Raw genomic sequence first — 16,879 nt, forward strand, 5'->3', positions numbered from 1 at the left:
GAAAAGCCATTTCATCCCAAAAGGTTCCGCAATGGACGCGAACAGAGCCTCTCCCCCATTCTTGTCCCTAAGAAACTCGCGAGAGTCCTATACAAAATTCCGAGCGCTTTCACCAGAACAGGCGCAACACCCAGGGCAATAGACGGCTTCAAAAATGCATTGTCTCCACCCGGCGGACCCTTTTAGGAAACAGGACCTTGTTTTCGATTGAGATGTATATTCATTATGGAATTACAAGGGCTTCTACACCGCAAAGGCATTTGGGGTATCTATCGGCAGACACCAGTGACTTAACCTCCGGAAGCACCACTCAATCCACGTCGTCATCGTCAGACATGTAAGCATCCCAAAGATCCGGTCGCTGTTCGCGGGTCAAGCGTTCAGCTTCAGCGAGACGCCATTCGTGGATTTTCTTGTGATTGCCAGAGGTCAGGACATCCGGGATGGTCAGCCCTTCGAACTCCGCCGGGCGTGTGTAGTGGGGATGCTCCAGAAGACCAGTTTCGAAGCTTTCCGTATCCGCGCTTTCCATGTTACCCATCACACCCGGGATCAGGCGAACGATCGCATCCAGCATGGTAATGGCACCGATCTCTCCGCCCGACAGGATGTAATCCCCGATGGAGATTTCCTCCAGGTTCCGCGTATCGATGACACGCTGATCAATACCCTCAAACCGGCCGCACACGATGATGGCACCAGCCCCTTCTGCCAGCTCATGTGCTTTTGCTTGCGTAAACGGTTTTCCGCGGGGGCTCATCAGAATGCGGGGGCGCGGATCTTCAGCCGGAGCCGCGGCATCAATGGCTTTCGCCAGAATGTCGGCCCGCAGCACCATGCCGGCACCACCACCTGCAGGGGTGTCATCGACGGACCGGTGTTTATCGGTCGCAAAATCCCGGATCTGGCTGGTCTCAATGTCCCACAGACCTTTCTCCAACGCACGGCCGGACAGGCTTTGTCCAAGTGGCCCTGGAAACATGTCAGGGTAGAGCGTGAGAATGGTTGCCTTGAAGGTCATGGAAGCACCGTGTGTTTGCCGCAGTGGGTCAAGATTACACCGGGTCAGCCTTAACGATCCATTTACCAAGTAAATTGGTAATTCTGTTGCTGTTTGCCCGCTTTAGGAGTTTGAAAGCTCTGATTAATCGTCCTTGTGCTAAGTGACAAGGAGATAACAATCAGGTGGTCTGTCGTGCGCCGTTTTCCGAGGATAAAATTCAAGCTTCCAGACATCTTTCTTCTTCGGGAAGACCCACATTTTATTGAGCTGTCTGTCGGCCGGGTTCTCCCGCTTGCAGCTCTGATTGCTTTTGGTGTTCTGGTTGGTCTCGTCTTTGAGACCGGCGTTAGTCACCCGTACGATAAAGTTCTCCACATCGCGTTTTTCGCGCTTTTGACCCTATCGATCCATGCCCTGTTTTGCTGCCGGCTGCGGATCTCCGCTTTCATCGCGATGAGCCTCGGCATCCTGGGCGAAATCGTGCAGGGGATGCTGCCGCATCACCAAATGTCGGTGCCGGATATTGTCGCAAACGCGATCGGCGTGTCGCTCGTGGTTGCTCTGATCGCACTGATACGCTCAGAAACCCGGCAGGCGTTGAGTGACGAAACCGATGACATTGATCTTGGGGAAATGGGTTTGAAACCCGTGCCGACCCGTTATCTGTCAGGCGAATCGGTTGATGATTCTGGATCCGGCTTTTCATCCGACAAATAATCTTCCGGAAGATCGGCAACCACAAAGCCGCTGTCTAGATTGATCTCCGGAACAAAGTCCTTGGTGAAGGGAATATAGAAGGTCTTGCCGCGTTTCGGCCGGATCTCCAGGAGATCGCCTGCGCCAAAATCCTGCACCGCCACGATCTTGCCGAGCGGCTCACCCTGTGGGTCCTTCACATCCAGCCCGTTCAGGTCGGAATAATAGAACTCGTCTTCGTCTGTCTCGGGAAGCTGGTCCCGGTCGATGTAAAGCTCGGTACCGTTGAGCTCTTCCGCCCTGTTGCGGTCGGTCACTTCCTTGAATTTTGTGACGACAACCGTCTTTTGCACTCGCGCACTCACCACTTCAAAGGACTGCTTGCCGTCCTTTGTGGTCAGCACACCGTAGTCGGTGAAGGAAAGCGGGTCATCGCCGAACGGCTTGACCCGCACTTCCCCGCGAACGCCATGCGCCGCGCCGATTTTGGCCATCAGCACCTTTTGTGTCTCTTTGGAGCTCATCTCAAAAGGCCCTCAAGCCGGATATCTACACGGCGTATGCAGTCTTACTCGGCAGCAGCTTCTTCTGTAGCTTCAGCAGCAGCGGCAGCAGCTTCTTCTTCAGCAGCCTTCTTCTCGTCGAGACGCTCTTGCGCCTTACGGCCGAGCTGGGCCTTTTTCGGGTTGTTGCGCGGTTCGCGCTTCAGGAGACCGGCAGCATCAAGGAAACGGTGTACACGATCGGTCGGCTGTGCGCCGTTGCCGAGCCAGTACTGGATCCGCTCAACGTTCAGCTGAACGCGCTCTTCGGAATCCTTCGGCAGCATCGGGTTGTAGGAACCGACTTTTTCGATGAAGCGGCCATCACGCGGAGCGCGGATGTCAGCAACAACGATGCGGTAGTACGGGCGCTTCTTGGAACCGCCACGTGCAAGGCGAATTTTCGTAGCCATTTTATTTCTCCAGTGTGTTTCAGTTGCCGGCTTCAGCGGCAATGGCTTCATGGTGCCGGATCACTTCGCGAACGATGAAGTTCAGAAATTTCTCGGCAAAGTCAGGATCGAGATTGGCGTCGGCTGCGAGTTTCCGCAGCCGCTCGATCTGAATTTTTTCCCGCGCCGGATCAGCCGGCGGCAGGTCGTTTGTGGCTTTCAAGACACCCACCTTCTGGGTGCACTTGAAACGCTCTGCGAGCATGTGAATAAGCGCCGCATCGATGTTGTCGATCGAACCGCGCAAGGACTTCAGCTCATCGAGAGCCGCGCTTTGTCCCAGTTGGGTTTCAGCCTGGCTCATCGTTTCTTACCCTTCCCCATGCCGGGAAGACCCGGCATCTTCGGACCGCCAAGGCCTGGCAGGCCCGGCATTCCTGGCGGCAGGCCCGGACCACCGAGACCCGGCATTCCCTTTGGCAGGTCCATGCCACTTGGCATCTGGCCGGACTTGGCCATCTCTTCCAGCTGCTTCGGATCGACATCCGGCATACCACCGCCCATGCCGCCCATCAGCTTGCCGAGCATGCCTTTGCCCTTGCCCATCTTTTTCATCATGTCCGCCATCTGGCGGTGCATTTTCAAAAGCTTGTTGACCTCGGCCACCTCAACCCCGGAACCACTGGCGATGCGCTTTTTCCGGCTGGCCTTGAGGAGATCAGGCTTCTTGCGCTCGGTCGGGGTCATCGATTGGATGATCGCGATCTGGCGCTTGAACATCTTGTCGTCGAGACCGGCGGCGTCGATCTGCTTTTTCATTTTGCCGACGCCCGGCAACATGCCCATCATGCCGGACATTCCGCCCAGCTTTTCCATCTGCTTGAGCTGCTCGGCGAGATCTTCCAGGTCGAAATGACCCTTCTGCATCTTCTTCGCCATTTTTGCGGCTTGTTCCGCATCAATGGCTTCGGCTGCTTTCTCGACGAGCGAAACAATGTCGCCCATGCCGAGGATCCGGTCGGCGATCCGTTTTGGGTGAAAGTCTTCCAGTGCGTCGGACTTTTCACCCGTACCGATCAGTTTGACCGGCTTGCCGGTGACCGCCTGCATGGACAGGGCCGCCCCGCCGCGCCCGTCACCGTCCATACGGGTCAGAGCAATACCGGTGATGCCAACGCGCTCGTCAAAGTTTTGGGCCAGATTGACGGCGTCCTGACCGGTCAAACTGTCGGCAACAAGAATGATTTCATGCGGATTGGCGGCGGCCTTGACCTCGGCCATTTCCACCATCAGCGGCTCGTCGATGTGGATCCGGCCTGCGGTGTCGAGGAGAACCACGTCATAGCCGCCGAGCTTGGCTGCGGACATGGCCCGGTTGGCAATCTCGACCGGGCCCTGGCCTTCGATGATCGGCAGGGTGTCGACGTCGTTTTGCTCACCCAGGATTTTCAGCTGCTCTTGCGCGGCCGGACGGCGGGTGTCGAGCGAGGCCATCAACACCTTGCGCTTGTCGCGCTGGGTGAAACGGCGGGCAATCTTGGCCGTAGTGGTGGTTTTACCGGAACCTTGAAGGCCGACCATCATGATCGCGACCGGCGCCGGTGCATTCAGGTCAATCGGTTGACCTTCTTCACCGAGCATTTCGACAAGCTGGTCGTGAACAATCTTCACCACCATCTGACCTGGGGTGACTGATTTGACGACCTCCGCGCCAACAGCACGGTGACGGACCTTGTCGGTGAAAGAGCGAACGATCGGCAGTGCGACGTCGGCCTCGATCAGCGCGCGGCGAATTTCGCGCAACGCTTCGTTGACGTCGTTTTCCGACAGCGCACCGCGGCCGGTGAGCTTGTCGAAAATACCGCTTAGTCGATCGGACAGGCTTTCAAACATCAAAGGGTCCTTGGCTCAATTCGTTTCGGGAAATCTCCCGAACCATATGGGGAACCATCATTGAAATCCAACCGAATGCGAGGGCGCAAAGCAGTTTAACACCCGAGGGCGCATCGCGCTGTCGGGTGGGAACCTCCGGGCGCTCTTTATACCTTTGCGGGTCCCGGTCGGCGGATTGAAATGTCAGTCACTCATATGGAGTTCGCGGGCTTATGCCGGAAAGAAGAAAGAGAGTCAAGGAAGGCTGCGGATTTCTGGTCTTTATCAGCGCCAGACACCGTCTGCCTTTCCGGCATCAAGCTGCTCTGGACAAAGAAACACCACGCAACAAACCGCCCCATGGCTTCAAAACAACAAAACGGCTCCTGGATCACTCCAGAAGCCGCCTTGCGAAACGGGTCTTGAGAGCTGCTTATTCGGCAGCGGTCTCTGCAGCAGCTGCTTCTGCTTCGGCCTTTTTGGCTTCAGCCTTGGCTGCCTTTGCAGCAGCAGCTTCCGCGCGGGCGTCTTCGTTGAGGCGCTTGGAGCGGGCGTTGGTGTTCTCTGTGATACGGGCAGACTTACCGCGGCGGTCGCGCAGGTAGTAGAGCTTCGCACGACGGACCTTACCGCGGCGGACAACCTCTACGCCTTCCAGCATCGGAGAGTAAATCGGGAAGACACGCTCAACGCCTTCGCCGTAGGAAATCTTGCGGACGGTGAAGCTTTCGTTGATGCCGCCGCCGGAACGCGCAATGCATACGCCTTCATAAGCCTGTGTACGGGTCCGGTTGCCTTCGGTGACCTTCACCAGAACGCGGACGGTGTCGCCCGGAGAAAATTCAGGAAGCTTACGCTGAGCTTCGATTTTCGCCATTTCTTCAGCGTTCAGCTGCTCGATGATATTCATGGCATGTTTCCCTTTTCAATTACAAAGCGGTCAGAGCGTCCTTGGGATCAAAGGTGCCAAGAACGGGTTCACCAGCTTTGGGCCATGTTGCATATCCGCCGGATTTTATGGAGTTCGGTGCCCGGTAAAAGCATCGACCAGAACACAAGGCTTCCTGCCGGAAGACAAGCATTCATCCAACTTGGGCGGGCGTATACAGGATTTTCGGGCCGTTGTCATGCGGATTCTTGCCGTTTGTCTTGGAAGAAGCCCGCAGAGGTCTGCGCTTTGTACCCCAGAGGAGCCATCTGTCCGGAATACGCGATCTTTGGTGATCACATTTGAGGATCACTCACCACTCGACAATGCGGCGTCACTAACTTGCGTGTTTCCGGACCTTCAGGACAACACAAGGCGCTGAAAACTAACGCAAGGTCAAAGGACACACACAGCTTTTCAAAAAGCTGCTTGACTCTCTGACTGTTCTCCGGAATCAATAAGAACAAATAGAGAACAAAAACCAGTGTGATTGGAATCAACGTGCACAATGTCCGCCGCATCCGAACATAGCACATCTCTTGCCGAGCTGCGTCGCCGCATTGCGGATCTTGAGGGTCGCCTCCCCTTTAAGACGCAGTTTGGTCCGGCCCCTGCGACCGCCGCCAACCCGCAGGGGCCGGACAGTTTTTTGAAAGACCGTCCGGCGGACGGCAAGACGCAGGCTGAGGCCTTCGAAGCTGAACCGCCCGGAAAGGGCGAACCAGATGACCTCACCGCCCGGTGCCCCTTGGGACTGGAGACACTCGACCGGCTGTTTCAACCCGGCAACAGCTTGTCGGACAGCGGACTGAAACTGGGGGCCTTGCATGAGGTGGTCAGCTCCGAAAGCCGCAATGCCGGGGCACTCAGTGGCTTCGGCCTTGCGCTTCTTGCACGGCTTCTGGCCATAAGGTCCGGGCCGGTTCTGGTGGTCCAGGATATCCGGGCCACTCAGGAATCCGGCCGGCTTCATGGCGCCGGGCTGCTGGACTTCGGCATTGATCCGGCCCGGCTGATCGTGGTGCGGGCGAGAAAGCTGGAAGACGTTCTGTGGTGCCTTGAGGAAGGCGCGTCCTGCAGTGCCCTTGCCGCCGTTGCCGGCGAAATCCAGGGCGGGGAACGTCTCGTGGATCTCACGGCAAGTCGCCGTATTTCCCTGCGGGCCAGCCGCAGCACGGTCCCGGTCATCTTGCTCCGTCATGGGGCAATACATGAACCGACCGCAGCCGTCACCCGCTGGCAGATTTCTCCGGCCGCCTCAAAGGCTCCGGAGTTCTTGGAAAAAGCACCCCATGCGGGCCTTGGAGCGCCAGCATGGCACATCGACCTGACGCGGAACCGGGAGGGCCGTCCCGGCCGCCTGACCGTGGAGTGGGACCATGCGAGACAAACATTTGCCGCACCAGCGCATCCTCTCGCTCTGGATCGCGGATCTTCCCTGCGACCGGATCCTGCGCCGGCTGCGGGTCAGCTCCACACCCTCCGCCCGGCAGGCTGAACCGCCGCTCGCCGTTTTGGAAAAAATCCGGGGTGCCCGCCGGATTGTCTCCTTGAATGAAACCGCAAGGGCCTGCGGCTTGCGTCTCGGCGAGGCGGAAGCCGATGCGCGGGCCCGGATCCCGCATCTTTTGTGTGAAGACGCCGATCCGGAAAAGGACGCTGCCTTGCTGGGCGCTGTCGCGGATTGGTGCGCCCGCTACACGCCTTTGGTGGCGCTCGACGGCAAGGACGGGTTGTTTCTGGACATCACAGGCTGCGCGCACCTCTTCAACGGAGAAGAGGTCCTTTTGAAAGATGCCTTGGAAAGGCTTCACCGGCAGGGGTTTTGCGTTGCCGGTGCGATCGCCGGAACCGCAGGGACGGCTTGGGCGCTCGCCCGCTTCGGTTCCGGCGGTGTTTTGGCGGACAGCCAAGAACGGCAAGCCCTCGCCCCCTTGCCCCTTGCAGCTCTTCGGGTGCCTCCTGAAGCTGTCTCCGGCCTGAACCAGGTTGGCTTGAAAACCATTGGTCAGCTGTATGACCGGCCGCGCGCGCCGCTCACCAACCGTTTTGGCGCAGACCTCATCCTCCGGCTTGATCAAGCGTTGGGGCTTCAAGGAGAAGCGATTTCTCCCCGGTTCGAAGCTCCGCTGATTTCCGCAGAGCGACGGTTCTTCGATCCCATCTCACAACTCGATGACGTCAAGGCGGTCGCGCTTTCTCTGGCCGGTCAGGCCGCCAAGGCGCTGGAACGCCGGGTCGAAGGCGGCCGCGTCTTCGAATTGAGCCTGTTCCGGGTCGATGGCGCGGTTCAAAAATTCCGCGTCGGCACCAGCAGCCCGCTGCGCGACCCCAAGCGCGTTCTCCGGCTGTTTGCCGAAAAACTGAAGGCAGATGAAGGGGCAATTGATGCCGGCTTTGGCTACGACCTTGTCCGCCTGGATGTTCTGGTCGCCGACAAGGCCCCGGCTGTTCAATCGGCGCTGACAGCAAACGGTGCGGCGGAAGCCGATGCCAGCCTGGACGATCTGGTGGACCGGTTGGGTGCCCGCTTGGGCCCTGAGCGTGTTACCCGGCTTTTGCCGGTCGACCGGCATCTGCCGGAAAGCCAGACCGGGTATGTACCGGCAGCCTTCGCCCAACAAGACGCGCTCGTCTGGTCCGGATTTTCAAAAGGCGCGGCCGCTCCCGATCTTCACCGCGCGCACCCCTCATCCAGTCCTCAACTCGGGTTTGCTGAAGACACCCGTCCGGCTGGCGGGATAGAGACCTCCAGCTGGCAGGAAGGTCTGGTGACACGTCCCTTGCGGCTGATCGAACCGGCAGAAGAAGTCGAGGCTCTGGCCATGGTGCCGGACGGACCGCCGCTAAGGTTCCGCTGGCGCCGTGGCATCTACCAGGTCGTCCGCTCAGAAGGTCCGGAACGCATTGCCCCGCCCTGGTGGATTGGCGCGCACGACCGGCCCTCAGAGGCCAAGGAGGGCGTGACCCGGGATTATTTCCGCATTGAAGACACCGAAGGCCGGCGGTTTTGGCTCTACCGGGAAGGTCTTTATGAGCGCGAGACCAGCCGCCCGCGCTGGTATCTGCAGGGTCTGTTCGCATGACATGGCGCCCTTCAATCACTGAGCCGCCCGCTTATGCGGAGCTGTGCGCTGCGACCAATTTCTCCTTTCTTCATGGTGCCTCCCATCCAGAAGAGCTGGCACTTCAAGGCGCGCACTTGCAACTGGCCGCCCTTGGCATTTGTGACCGCAATTCCATGGCCGGTGTGGTCCGGGCACATATGGCGGCAAAAGAGACCGGATTGAAATTCGCGCCCGGTTGCCGTCTGGCGTTTCTCGACGGCACGCCGGATCTTCTTTACTGGCCGAAAGACCGTGAGGCCTATGGCACCCTGACCCGGCTTTTGACCATCGGCAACCGGCGGGCGGAAAAGGGCGCCTGTCATCTGACCCTGGATGACGTGAGCCTGCTTTGCCCGGGCTCTCCGGCCGCCCTGATCCTGCCGCCGGGATTGCCGGATCCGGCCCCGGTCCTGCAGGTACTGGAACAGCTGAAAGGCCACTTTGAAGGTACGCTCCGGCTTGCCGTCGCCCTCCACCGGAAGGCGGAAGACCGGCGGCGGCTCGCCCTTGCCCGCAACATAACGCAGACGGCGGGTGTGCCGATGCTCGCCATCAACGACACGCTCTATCATGCGCCGGAACGGCGCCCCTTACAGGATGTTCTAACCTGCATCCGCCTGCATGAGCGGCTGGAGAGCGCCGGCCGCCAACTGCAGCAAAATGCCGAACGTCATTTGAAGCCGGCAGAGGACATCCTGCGTCTTTTTGAAAACGATCCGGCGCCTTTGCATGAAAGCCTGAAGATCCTCCACGAGGTCCGGTTCTCGCTGGATGACCTTCGCTATGAGTATCCGGAAGAACCAGCCGGGGAGAGTGCCAGCCCGCAGGCCGAACTGGAGCGGCTGACCCTGGAAGGTGCCAAACGGCGTTATCCGGAGGGTGTTCCGGACAAGATCCGGGCGACCATTGATCATGAACTGAAACTGGTCGCGGACCTCGACTACGCGCCGTATTTTTTGACCGTTTACGACATTGTCCGGTTTGCCCGCACACGCGGCATCCTGTGCCAGGGCCGGGGATCAGCCGCCAACTCCGTAGTCTGCTTCTGCCTTGGCATCACCGAGGTTGACCCAACCAGGGCAGATCTCCTGTTTGAGCGTTTCATCTCACCCGAACGGCGCGAGCCGCCGGACATTGATGTCGACTTCGAACACGAGCGGCGGGAAGAGGTCATCCAGTACATTTATGCCAAATACGGCCGCGAACGCGCCGGACTTGCGGCCACTGTCATCACCTATAGGTCCCGCTCCGCCCTTCGGGAAGTCGGCAAGGTGTTCGGCCTTTCCGAAGACGCGATAGCGTCCCTTGCCGGGACGGTCTGGGGGCGCGCGTCGGCCGGAACCGAAGAGGCCCAAGTGCGCGAGGCCGGGCTGGATCCGTCAGATCCCTTAATCACACAAATGCTGGAACTGGCCCGCACGCTGATCGGTTTTCCCCGGCACCTCTCCCAGCATGTTGGCGGTTTTGTCATCACCCGCGGCCGGCTCGACGAGGTCATTCCAATCCAGAACGCGGCCATGGAAGACCGCACTGTGGTGGAATGGGACAAGGACGATCTGGATGCCCTCGGGATCCTGAAAATCGACGTCCTTGCGCTTGGCATGCTGACCGCAATCCGAAAAGCCCTCACAATGTTGTCGGAAAACTATGGCCAGGATCTCACCATCTCCACCATCCCGGCTGAGGAGGCACCCGTCTATGACATGTTGTGCCGGGCCGATTCCGTCGGTGTTTTCCAGGTGGAAAGCCGGGCCCAGATGACCATGCTGCCCCGGCTCAGACCACGGGCGTTCTACGATCTCGTCATCGAGGTTGCCATCGTCCGGCCCGGCCCGATCCAGGGTGACATGGTCCACCCTTACCTGCGCCGCCGTCAGGGCAAGGAGCATGTCACTTACCCGAGCAAGGAGCTGGAAGCCGTGCTCGGCAAGACCATGGGCGTGCCGCTGTTTCAGGAACAGGCGATGAAAATCGCCATTGTGGCCGCCGGGTTCACACCCGGCGAAGCCGACAAACTGCGCCGCGCCATGGCGACCTTCCGACGGGTCGGCACGATCGGCACGTTCCAGACCAAGATGATCGAGGGCATGGCAAAAAACGGCTACGACCGGGACTTTGCCGAACGCTGCTTCCGCCAGATCGAGGGCTTTGGCGAATACGGGTTTCCCGAAAGCCATGCGGCAAGTTTTGCGCTGCTCGTTTATGCCTCGTCCTGGATCAAGGCCTATTACCCGGATGTCTTTTGCGCCGCGCTTTTGAATTCCCAGCCCATGGGGTTTTATGCCCCCGGACAACTGGTCCGCGATGCGCGCGAACATGGTGTGGATGTCCGCGAGGTTGATATCAACCTTTCCGATTGGGACGCAAAACTGGAACCTGGCTGGCAGGCGGCCCGGCACCTCCACCCCCGTCACCGGGATATGAGAGAGATCGTGCGTACCGATCATGCGGTCCGGCTCGGCTTCCGGACGGTCAAAGGCCTTAAACAGGACGATATGGACAAGCTGATCGCGCATCGCGACGACGGCTATGACAGCATCCGAGATCTTTGGCTGAGATCCGGCCTCAGCCGCCCGGTGATCCTGCGCCTTGCCGAGGCCGATGCGTTCCGCTCGCTCGGCCTTGACCGGCGTGCGGCGGTCTGGGCGGCGCAAGGTCTGGAAGCTGGCCATCAGCGCGACCGGCTGCCGCTGTTTGATGTTGCCGATTTTGGGGACTTGAGGCCAGAACCGGACGCAGAACTGCCGCCGATGTTGCCGGGCGCCCATGTCATGGCCGACTACCAAAGCCTGAGCCTGTCCTTGAAAGCCCATCCGGTTGCTTTTGCCCGGCCTGCGCTCGCTCGTCAGAATGTTGTGCCCTGCATGCACCTGCCGGATATCCGCCAGGGCCGCCAGATTTCCGTGGCCGGACTGGTGCTGGTCCGCCAACGGCCCGGCTCGGCGAAGGGCGTCATTTTTCTCACGCTGGAAGATGAAGGCGGCATCGCCAACATTATTGTTTGGCCAAAAGTGTTTGAAAAATACCGGCCATTGGTAATGGGAGCCCGCTTCTTGAAGGTTTCAGGACGCGTCCAGAATGAAGCCGGGGTGATTCACGTGGTGGCTGATCATGTCGAGGACGTCACCGCGCTGCTGTCCGATCTGTCCGACAAGTCTCTGGACGATGCCGGCCTGGCCCGTGCGGATGAGGTCAAGCGCCCCGTGATTGAATTGACCGAAAAGATCAAGCCGGCCAGCCGCCTGGTCCAACTGATCCGCGATGTTCCGGAACTTCGAAAGGATGTCGCACATATCAAACCACACAAGGCCGCCGCCCTTGAACGGCAAACAGTGAAAGCCCTGCCTGGCGGGCGGAATTTTCACTAGATCAGGCTGGTTCCTTTTTGAGAGAAGGCTTGCCGCGAAATCCTGCGATCCGCTCACTGATCGACTGGAAGACAACATAAAGAACTGGGATCATCAAAAGCCCGAGGGTGCTGTCGATGATCATCCCCACGAACACGGGAAAGCCGATCGACACACGCCCGGCAGCTCCCGCGCCGCTAGCCAGAACCAGCGGGAGAACACCAAGAATGAAACACAACCCTGTCATGGTCACAGGCCGGAACCGCATGTGAGCTGCCTGAATCGCAGCCTCTTGAATGCTATGCCCCTCTTCCCGAAGGTTCTTGGCGAACTCAACCACCATGATTGCCTTCTTCGCAGCCAACCCGATCAGCAACACCATGCCGATCTGGGCGTAGATGTTGTTGTTCAGGTTAGGGATAAATTGCAGCGGGATCAGAGCGCCGAACACTGCAAACACGGTAGATGCCATGACAGACAGAGGCAACACCCAGCTTTCATATTGGGCGACCAGGCAGAGATAGGCGAAAATCACCGCCAGGATCAGAATATACGTGACCAAACCACCGGCATCGACCTCCTGAAGCGTGATATCCGTCCAGTCAAAACCGTAACCTTCCGGCAAGGATGTTTGGGCGACCTCTGCGAATTTCTGGATGCCAGTGCCGGAACTGAAGCCCGGTTGAAGCTGGGCGTTGATCGAAGCCGACGTAAAAAGATTGTATCGGTAGATCGTCTGGGCGCCCAACACAGGCTCCGCTGTGATGAAGGTCCGCAGCGGCAACGCTTCACCGGCCGCATTCTTCACGTAAATGCCCCGGACCTGGCTGGTCGTCTGCCGGAACTGCGCATCAGCCGACATCACCACCCAGTAGACGCGGCCGTCCTTGACGAAATTGTTCACATAGAGAGAACCAAAGCTCGCCTGCAGCGCCGTAAAGATATCGCTGACCTTGACCTGCAGGGCTTCGGCGCGGTCGCGGTCGATCGTCAAACTGTATTGCGGGGCCGTGGCAGAAAAGCTGCTGAAAGCCGACTGGAATTCCGGCTCCTTCATCAACGCCGACAGAAATGCTGTCTTAACGGCGTCAAAATCCTCAATGTTGTTGGCCTTGTAGTCCAGCAGCTGCGCCGACAAACCGCCGCTTGACCCAACGCCCTGGATCGTCGGCAATGGGAACACAAAGGACGTTGCTTCCGGGATCGCGGCCAGGGACCGGTTCAAGGACATCATGATGGCCCACCACTGGGTCTCACGGGTCTTGCGTTGATCCCAAGGGTCCAGCAACAACACCAGAATTCCGACGTTCGACCTGTTGCCGGCGAGCAAACTGAACCCTGCGACAGACGTAATGGCTCCAATGCCCGGCTGCTTTTGAACCTGTGCGCTGATGTTTTGCACCACCTCTTGGGTCCGCTGGAGCGAGGCACCCTCGGGCAGTTCAATGCTGACAAACAACACGCCATTGTCTTCCGGGGGAATGAAGCCGGTCGGCGTGGTTTCAAACATGTAGATCGTAGCAGCGATAACGCCCGCCAACACAGCCAAAGAGACCGGAATGAACCGGAGCATGAGCCTGACAATGGCAACGTAGCCATCTCTCAGTTTGTCGATCAGCTTTGGTATCAGGCGGAAAAGGCCTTTCGGATGCCCGGTCCGGCGCGACAGAAACAACGAACAGAGCACCGGCCCAAGCGTCAGGGCATTGATGGCAGACAGCGCGAAGGCAAATGTGATCGTCAAAGCGAACTGAAGATAGATCTCGCCCGTGATCCCGGGAAAGAAACACACCGAAACAAACACCGCCGCCAGAACGAATGTGGTTGCGATGATCGGCCGCGTCACCTGGCTCATCGCCTTCAACGTGGCTTCGCGCGGCTCAAGTCCATCCTCTTCCATGATCCGTTCGGTGTTTTCGATGATGACAATCGCATCATCGACCACCAGCGTGATCGCAAGCACAATTGCAAAGAGCGTAATCATGTTGGCGCTGAACCCGATGACGTAGATGAGCGCCATGGTCCCAAGCAGAGAGACCGGAATCGCGATCGCCGGGATCAAGGTTGCCCGGATGCTAAGCAGAAAGAAAAAGGTGACCGAGATGACCAGGGCCGCCGTTATCGCCAGGGTCGATGCGATCTCTTCGATTGATTTTCGAACCGCTGTGGTCACGTCATAGGCAAGGACATATTCCATGTCCTCCGGAAACTGTTTTGAAAGCTCCTCCATCTGGGAGCGGACGGCGTCCGCAACATCCAGGGCATTTGCTCCGCTTTCCTCGAAAATCGCAATGATCGCAGACGGTTCGCCGTTATAAAATGATGTCGCCGCATAACTCTCAGCGCCCAGCTCCACCCGCGCGATGTCCTTCAGCCGGATGAAAGAACCGTCATCCTGCGCTCCCAGGATGATTTGCTCAAACTGCTCTGCAGTCTCCAGCAGCCCTTGAGCGTCCAATGTGAATTGAAAAGACGTCTGTGCGTCGCTGAAAGGTGGGGCTCCGATCTGACCTGCGGCAGCTTCGACATTTTGCGCCTCGATGGCAGAGGAGACGTCCGACGCGGACAGGTTCAGCGCCGCCATTTTTTCCGGGTTCAGCCACACCCGCATGCTGTAGTTCAGTGGCCCAAACTGATTGACCAGCCCGACACCATCAATCCGGCTGAGCGGATCCTGAATGAAATCAGCCGCATAGTTGCTCAAATAGAGCTGACTGAACGTCTTGTTCGGTGACAGCAGATTGATCACCTGCAGCATGTCGCTGTTCTGCTTTGACGTGGAAATGCCAAGCTTTGTGACGGCTTCGGGCAGCAGGGGCGTGGCGAGCGCCACCCGGTTCTGGACATTGACCGCGGCAATATCAGGATCTGTGCCGATGTCGAACGTGACCGTCAGCTGATAAGTGCCTTCACTGGACGATTGGGACGACATGTAAATCATCCCGTCGACACCATTCACCTGTTCCTCGATCGGTGTTGCGACGGCATTTTGAATGAGGGCTGCGTTGGCGCCCGGGAAACTCGCAGTCACCTGAATTTGCGGTGGCGCAATGTTTGGAAACTGGGCGATTGGCACAAACCGGATGGCGAGTGCGCCAACCAGGACCGTGAGGACCGCGATGACGATGGCAAAGTTGGGCCGATCGATAAAGAATCTTGCAAGCATCGGACCGCCCCGGTTCAGGATTGCGTTTCAGTCGGGCTGACTTTGACGCCCTCATGGATCTTTTGCAGTCCCTGGATGACCACCGGATCTCCGGCCTGCAGGCCTTTGCTGACGACCCAATCCCGCCCGATCTGATTGCCGAGGGTCACATCCCGCCGTTCAACGACATCGTCTTTTCCAACGACAAACACAAAGTGCCCCTTTGCATCGAGCTGAATTGCCGTTTGCGGAACAACGACCACTTCGCTTGCATTCGGGTCCTCGAATGTCACGGTAACCACTTGGCCGGGCACCAGAAGGGCATTCTGGTTGTTAAATGCGGCGCGCATTTCAACCGTGTCGGTGGATGTTTCGACTTCGTTGCTGATGTAGTCGATCTTCCCGGCAGCCGGGTAACTGGCGCCATCTGAGAGCTGCAATTTCACATCAAGTGTCGAAGAGTTTTCAGCAACGAGACCTTCCTGACGCTTCAGAATCAGGTCCCGCTCGCTGATAAAAAACTTCACATGGATCGGGTCTATGCTGGTGATCGTCGCGAGAACACCGGTGTTCGACGTTATGAGGTTGCCCACATCGACAGGCGAGTCGGAGATCCGGCCATCGATCGGACTGGTGATCGTCGTGAAGCCCAGATTGATTTTGGCTGTATCGAGATCTGCTTGAGCCTCTCCGACTGCAGCTTGATCACCCTTGTAATCCGCTTCGGCCGAATCGTAGACCGCCTGCGAGACATCGCCCCGATCCAGCAGCTGTTTTTGCCGGTCGAGGTTGATTTTGCCGTTCAAGGCCGTGGCCTTCGCACCGTCCAAAGTCGCCTGTGCCTTGTCGGCACTTGCCTGATAGAGATCCTTTTCAATCTGGAAGAGCACATCGCCCTTTTTGACGAGCCCCCCATCGGTGAATTTCTGGCTTTCCAGAACACCTTCGACCCGCGCTTCCACTTTGACGGTGCTCACGGCTGCGACGCGGCCAACATAAACATCGGCCATTCCAGGCTTGGTGTTGGACGCCCGCTCCACCAGAACCGCAGGCGCCGGATCGTCGGCGTGAGCCGGGATTAAACCAATTGCGAAAATAAAAAAAACGAAAGCTGAGGCGAAAAACTTCATGAAGTCAGGCTCCTGCCGTTTGGCGGCTTGAACCTAGACTTGCACCCATTTGCAGACCGGTCAAATGTACGACTTAGGAAGCACCACGGAATTACTAGGCAGGCGCGCCATCCATCTTAATGGATCACCTTGCGAGCTTCGGTCTCAGCGTTGTCAGAAGCGCCGGGTCATTTCGAACCCGCGCAATGATCATGCCTCCCTCAAGAAGTGCCAGAGCTGACAAGGCCTCTGCCTTAATCTCTTCTTCTGACCGATTTTGGGCCCATTCGGTTCTGCTCAGGCTCACGGTCATCCAATCTGAAACACGGTCAAAAAACGACTTGGCCTCCGAGACAACACTTTCCGGCAGCCCTGCGGATTCTGCTGCCAGAATTCCGCAAAGACACATTTGCCCATCTGAACCAAGCGCGGAGACAAACAGGCCGTGAAGCTTTTTAACTATTTCAGACGCGGTCGCTGGCCCATCTTCAGGATCACCGAGCGCGTTTAAGAAACGGTCCGTATAGCGGCGCGCCACCTTCGCGCCGAGATCTTCTTTCGTCGGGAAATAATAATGGACACTTGAGCTCTTCACCCCAACGCCGGACGCCAGGTCGCGGAAACTCACACCGTTATAGCCATTCTTGCGAATGAGGCTCTCGGCGAGGTCCAAAATTTTTCCTTCTGTTTCAGCAGCATTCCGGCTCATGACACCCTCATTATCTATCAATCAGTAGA

At 58.2% G+C, this 16,879-nt stretch carries 13 protein-coding genes; 4 read left to right on the forward strand and 9 right to left on the reverse strand.

The window, feature by feature from the left end; translation table 11 throughout:
* Window positions 1–310 precede the first annotated feature (310 nt).
* Complete coding sequence (trmD, locus tag RBB44_RS19180; protein ID WP_306149298.1) at window positions 311–1,021, reverse strand: tRNA (guanosine(37)-N1)-methyltransferase TrmD; 711 nt, start codon at window positions 1,019–1,021, stop codon at window positions 311–313.
* Between the two features lie 174 nt (window positions 1,022–1,195).
* Between trmD and RBB44_RS19185 the strand changes: the two genes are divergently transcribed.
* Window positions 1,196–1,720 (forward strand): antibiotic resistance protein VanZ, encoded by a 525-nt coding sequence (locus tag RBB44_RS19185; RefSeq protein WP_133952595.1) that lies wholly within the window; start codon window positions 1,196–1,198, stop codon window positions 1,718–1,720.
* Here RBB44_RS19185 and rimM read toward each other — a convergent pair.
* The 5 genes from rimM to rplS all read right to left on the reverse strand — a co-directional run bounded on the left by rimM (window position 1,663) and on the right by rplS (window position 5,415).
* Complete coding sequence (rimM, locus tag RBB44_RS19190; protein WP_209176348.1) at window positions 1,663–2,223, reverse strand: ribosome maturation factor RimM; 561 nt, start codon at window positions 2,221–2,223, stop codon at window positions 1,663–1,665. The two genes, RBB44_RS19185 and rimM, sit on opposite strands and share 58 nt — an antisense overlap.
* A gap of 44 nt (window positions 2,224–2,267) precedes the next feature.
* Complete coding sequence (gene rpsP, locus RBB44_RS19195) at window positions 2,268–2,654, reverse strand: 30S ribosomal protein S16 (protein WP_133952597.1); 387 nt, start codon at window positions 2,652–2,654, stop codon at window positions 2,268–2,270.
* A 19-nt stretch (window positions 2,655–2,673) separates the two neighbouring features.
* Window positions 2,674–2,997, reverse strand: a complete 324-nt coding sequence (locus RBB44_RS19200) for a chorismate mutase (protein WP_166672833.1) — start codon at window positions 2,995–2,997, stop codon at window positions 2,674–2,676.
* The gene (gene ffh / locus RBB44_RS19205; RefSeq protein ID WP_306149297.1) at window positions 2,994–4,526 is read right to left on the reverse strand and encodes a signal recognition particle protein; all 1,533 of its coding nucleotides are present in this window, start codon (window positions 4,524–4,526) and stop codon (window positions 2,994–2,996) included. Before ffh ends, RBB44_RS19200 begins: the two co-directional genes overlap by 4 nt.
* Window positions 4,527–4,938: 412 nt before the next feature.
* Window positions 4,939–5,415, reverse strand: a complete 477-nt coding sequence (gene rplS, locus RBB44_RS19210; RefSeq protein WP_306149296.1) for a 50S ribosomal protein L19 — start codon at window positions 5,413–5,415, stop codon at window positions 4,939–4,941.
* A 526-nt stretch (window positions 5,416–5,941) separates the two neighbouring features.
* Here rplS and RBB44_RS19215 point away from each other — a divergent pair.
* The 3 genes from RBB44_RS19215 to RBB44_RS19225 are packed head-to-tail and all read left to right on the forward strand — an operon-like array spanning window position 5,942 to window position 11,908.
* Complete coding sequence (locus RBB44_RS19215) at window positions 5,942–6,931, forward strand: ImuA family protein (RefSeq protein WP_306149295.1); 990 nt, start codon at window positions 5,942–5,944, stop codon at window positions 6,929–6,931.
* Window positions 6,813–8,519 carry a DNA polymerase Y family protein gene (locus tag RBB44_RS19220; RefSeq protein WP_306149294.1) on the forward strand — a complete coding sequence of 569 codons (1,707 nt, stop codon included), beginning with the start codon at window positions 6,813–6,815 and terminating at the stop codon, window positions 8,517–8,519. The genes RBB44_RS19215 and RBB44_RS19220 overlap by 119 nt, the downstream gene beginning before the upstream one ends.
* Window positions 8,516–11,908 carry an error-prone DNA polymerase gene (locus RBB44_RS19225; protein ID WP_306149293.1) on the forward strand — a complete coding sequence of 1,131 codons (3,393 nt, stop codon included), beginning with the start codon at window positions 8,516–8,518 and terminating at the stop codon, window positions 11,906–11,908. Before RBB44_RS19220 ends, RBB44_RS19225 begins: the two co-directional genes overlap by 4 nt.
* Before the next feature lies 1 nt (window position 11,909).
* Here the strand turns inward: RBB44_RS19225 and RBB44_RS19230 are convergent, their stop codons facing one another.
* From RBB44_RS19230 to RBB44_RS19240, 3 genes are all read right to left on the reverse strand, one after another.
* Window positions 11,910–15,053 (reverse strand): efflux RND transporter permease subunit, encoded by a 3,144-nt coding sequence (locus tag RBB44_RS19230; protein WP_306149292.1) that lies wholly within the window; start codon window positions 15,051–15,053, stop codon window positions 11,910–11,912.
* A 14-nt stretch (window positions 15,054–15,067) separates the two neighbouring features.
* On the reverse strand, window positions 15,068–16,162 hold the full coding sequence (locus RBB44_RS19235; protein ID WP_306149291.1) for an efflux RND transporter periplasmic adaptor subunit: 1,095 nt from the start codon (window positions 16,160–16,162) through the stop codon (window positions 15,068–15,070).
* A gap of 124 nt (window positions 16,163–16,286) precedes the next feature.
* Window positions 16,287–16,850 (reverse strand): TetR/AcrR family transcriptional regulator, encoded by a 564-nt coding sequence (locus RBB44_RS19240; RefSeq protein WP_306149290.1) that lies wholly within the window; start codon window positions 16,848–16,850, stop codon window positions 16,287–16,289.
* Between the last annotated feature and the right edge of the window lie 29 nt (window positions 16,851–16,879).

Source organism: Roseibium sp. MMSF_3247, from assembly GCF_030733765.1.
Classification (GTDB): Bacteria; Pseudomonadota; Alphaproteobacteria; order Rhizobiales; family Stappiaceae; genus Roseibium.

Bases quoted from the DNA above. Each gene is read 5' to 3' on its own strand.
- trmD (WP_306149298.1), bottom strand. From the start codon at position 1,021: ATGACCTTCAAGGCAACCATTCTCACGCTCTACCCTGACATGTTTCCA.
- rimM (WP_209176348.1), bottom strand. From the start codon at position 2,223: ATGAGCTCCAAAGAGACACAAAAGGTGCTGATGGCCAAAATCGGCGCG.
- rpsP (WP_133952597.1), bottom strand. From the start codon at position 2,654: ATGGCTACGAAAATTCGCCTTGCACGTGGCGGTTCCAAGAAGCGCCCG.
- RBB44_RS19200 (WP_166672833.1), bottom strand. From the start codon at position 2,997: ATGAGCCAGGCTGAAACCCAACTGGGACAAAGCGCGGCTCTCGATGAG.
- ffh (WP_306149297.1), bottom strand. From the start codon at position 4,526: ATGTTTGAAAGCCTGTCCGATCGACTAAGCGGTATTTTCGACAAGCTC.
- rplS (WP_306149296.1), bottom strand. From the start codon at position 5,415: ATGAATATCATCGAGCAGCTGAACGCTGAAGAAATGGCGAAAATCGAA.
- RBB44_RS19215 (WP_306149295.1), top strand. From the start codon at position 5,942: ATGTCCGCCGCATCCGAACATAGCACATCTCTTGCCGAGCTGCGTCGC.
- RBB44_RS19220 (WP_306149294.1), top strand. From the start codon at position 6,813: ATGCGAGACAAACATTTGCCGCACCAGCGCATCCTCTCGCTCTGGATC.
- RBB44_RS19225 (WP_306149293.1), top strand. From the start codon at position 8,516: ATGACATGGCGCCCTTCAATCACTGAGCCGCCCGCTTATGCGGAGCTG.
- RBB44_RS19230 (WP_306149292.1), bottom strand. From the start codon at position 15,053: ATGCTTGCAAGATTCTTTATCGATCGGCCCAACTTTGCCATCGTCATC.
- RBB44_RS19235 (WP_306149291.1), bottom strand. From the start codon at position 16,162: ATGAAGTTTTTCGCCTCAGCTTTCGTTTTTTTTATTTTCGCAATTGGT.
- RBB44_RS19240 (WP_306149290.1), bottom strand. From the start codon at position 16,850: ATGAGCCGGAATGCTGCTGAAACAGAAGGAAAAATTTTGGACCTCGCC.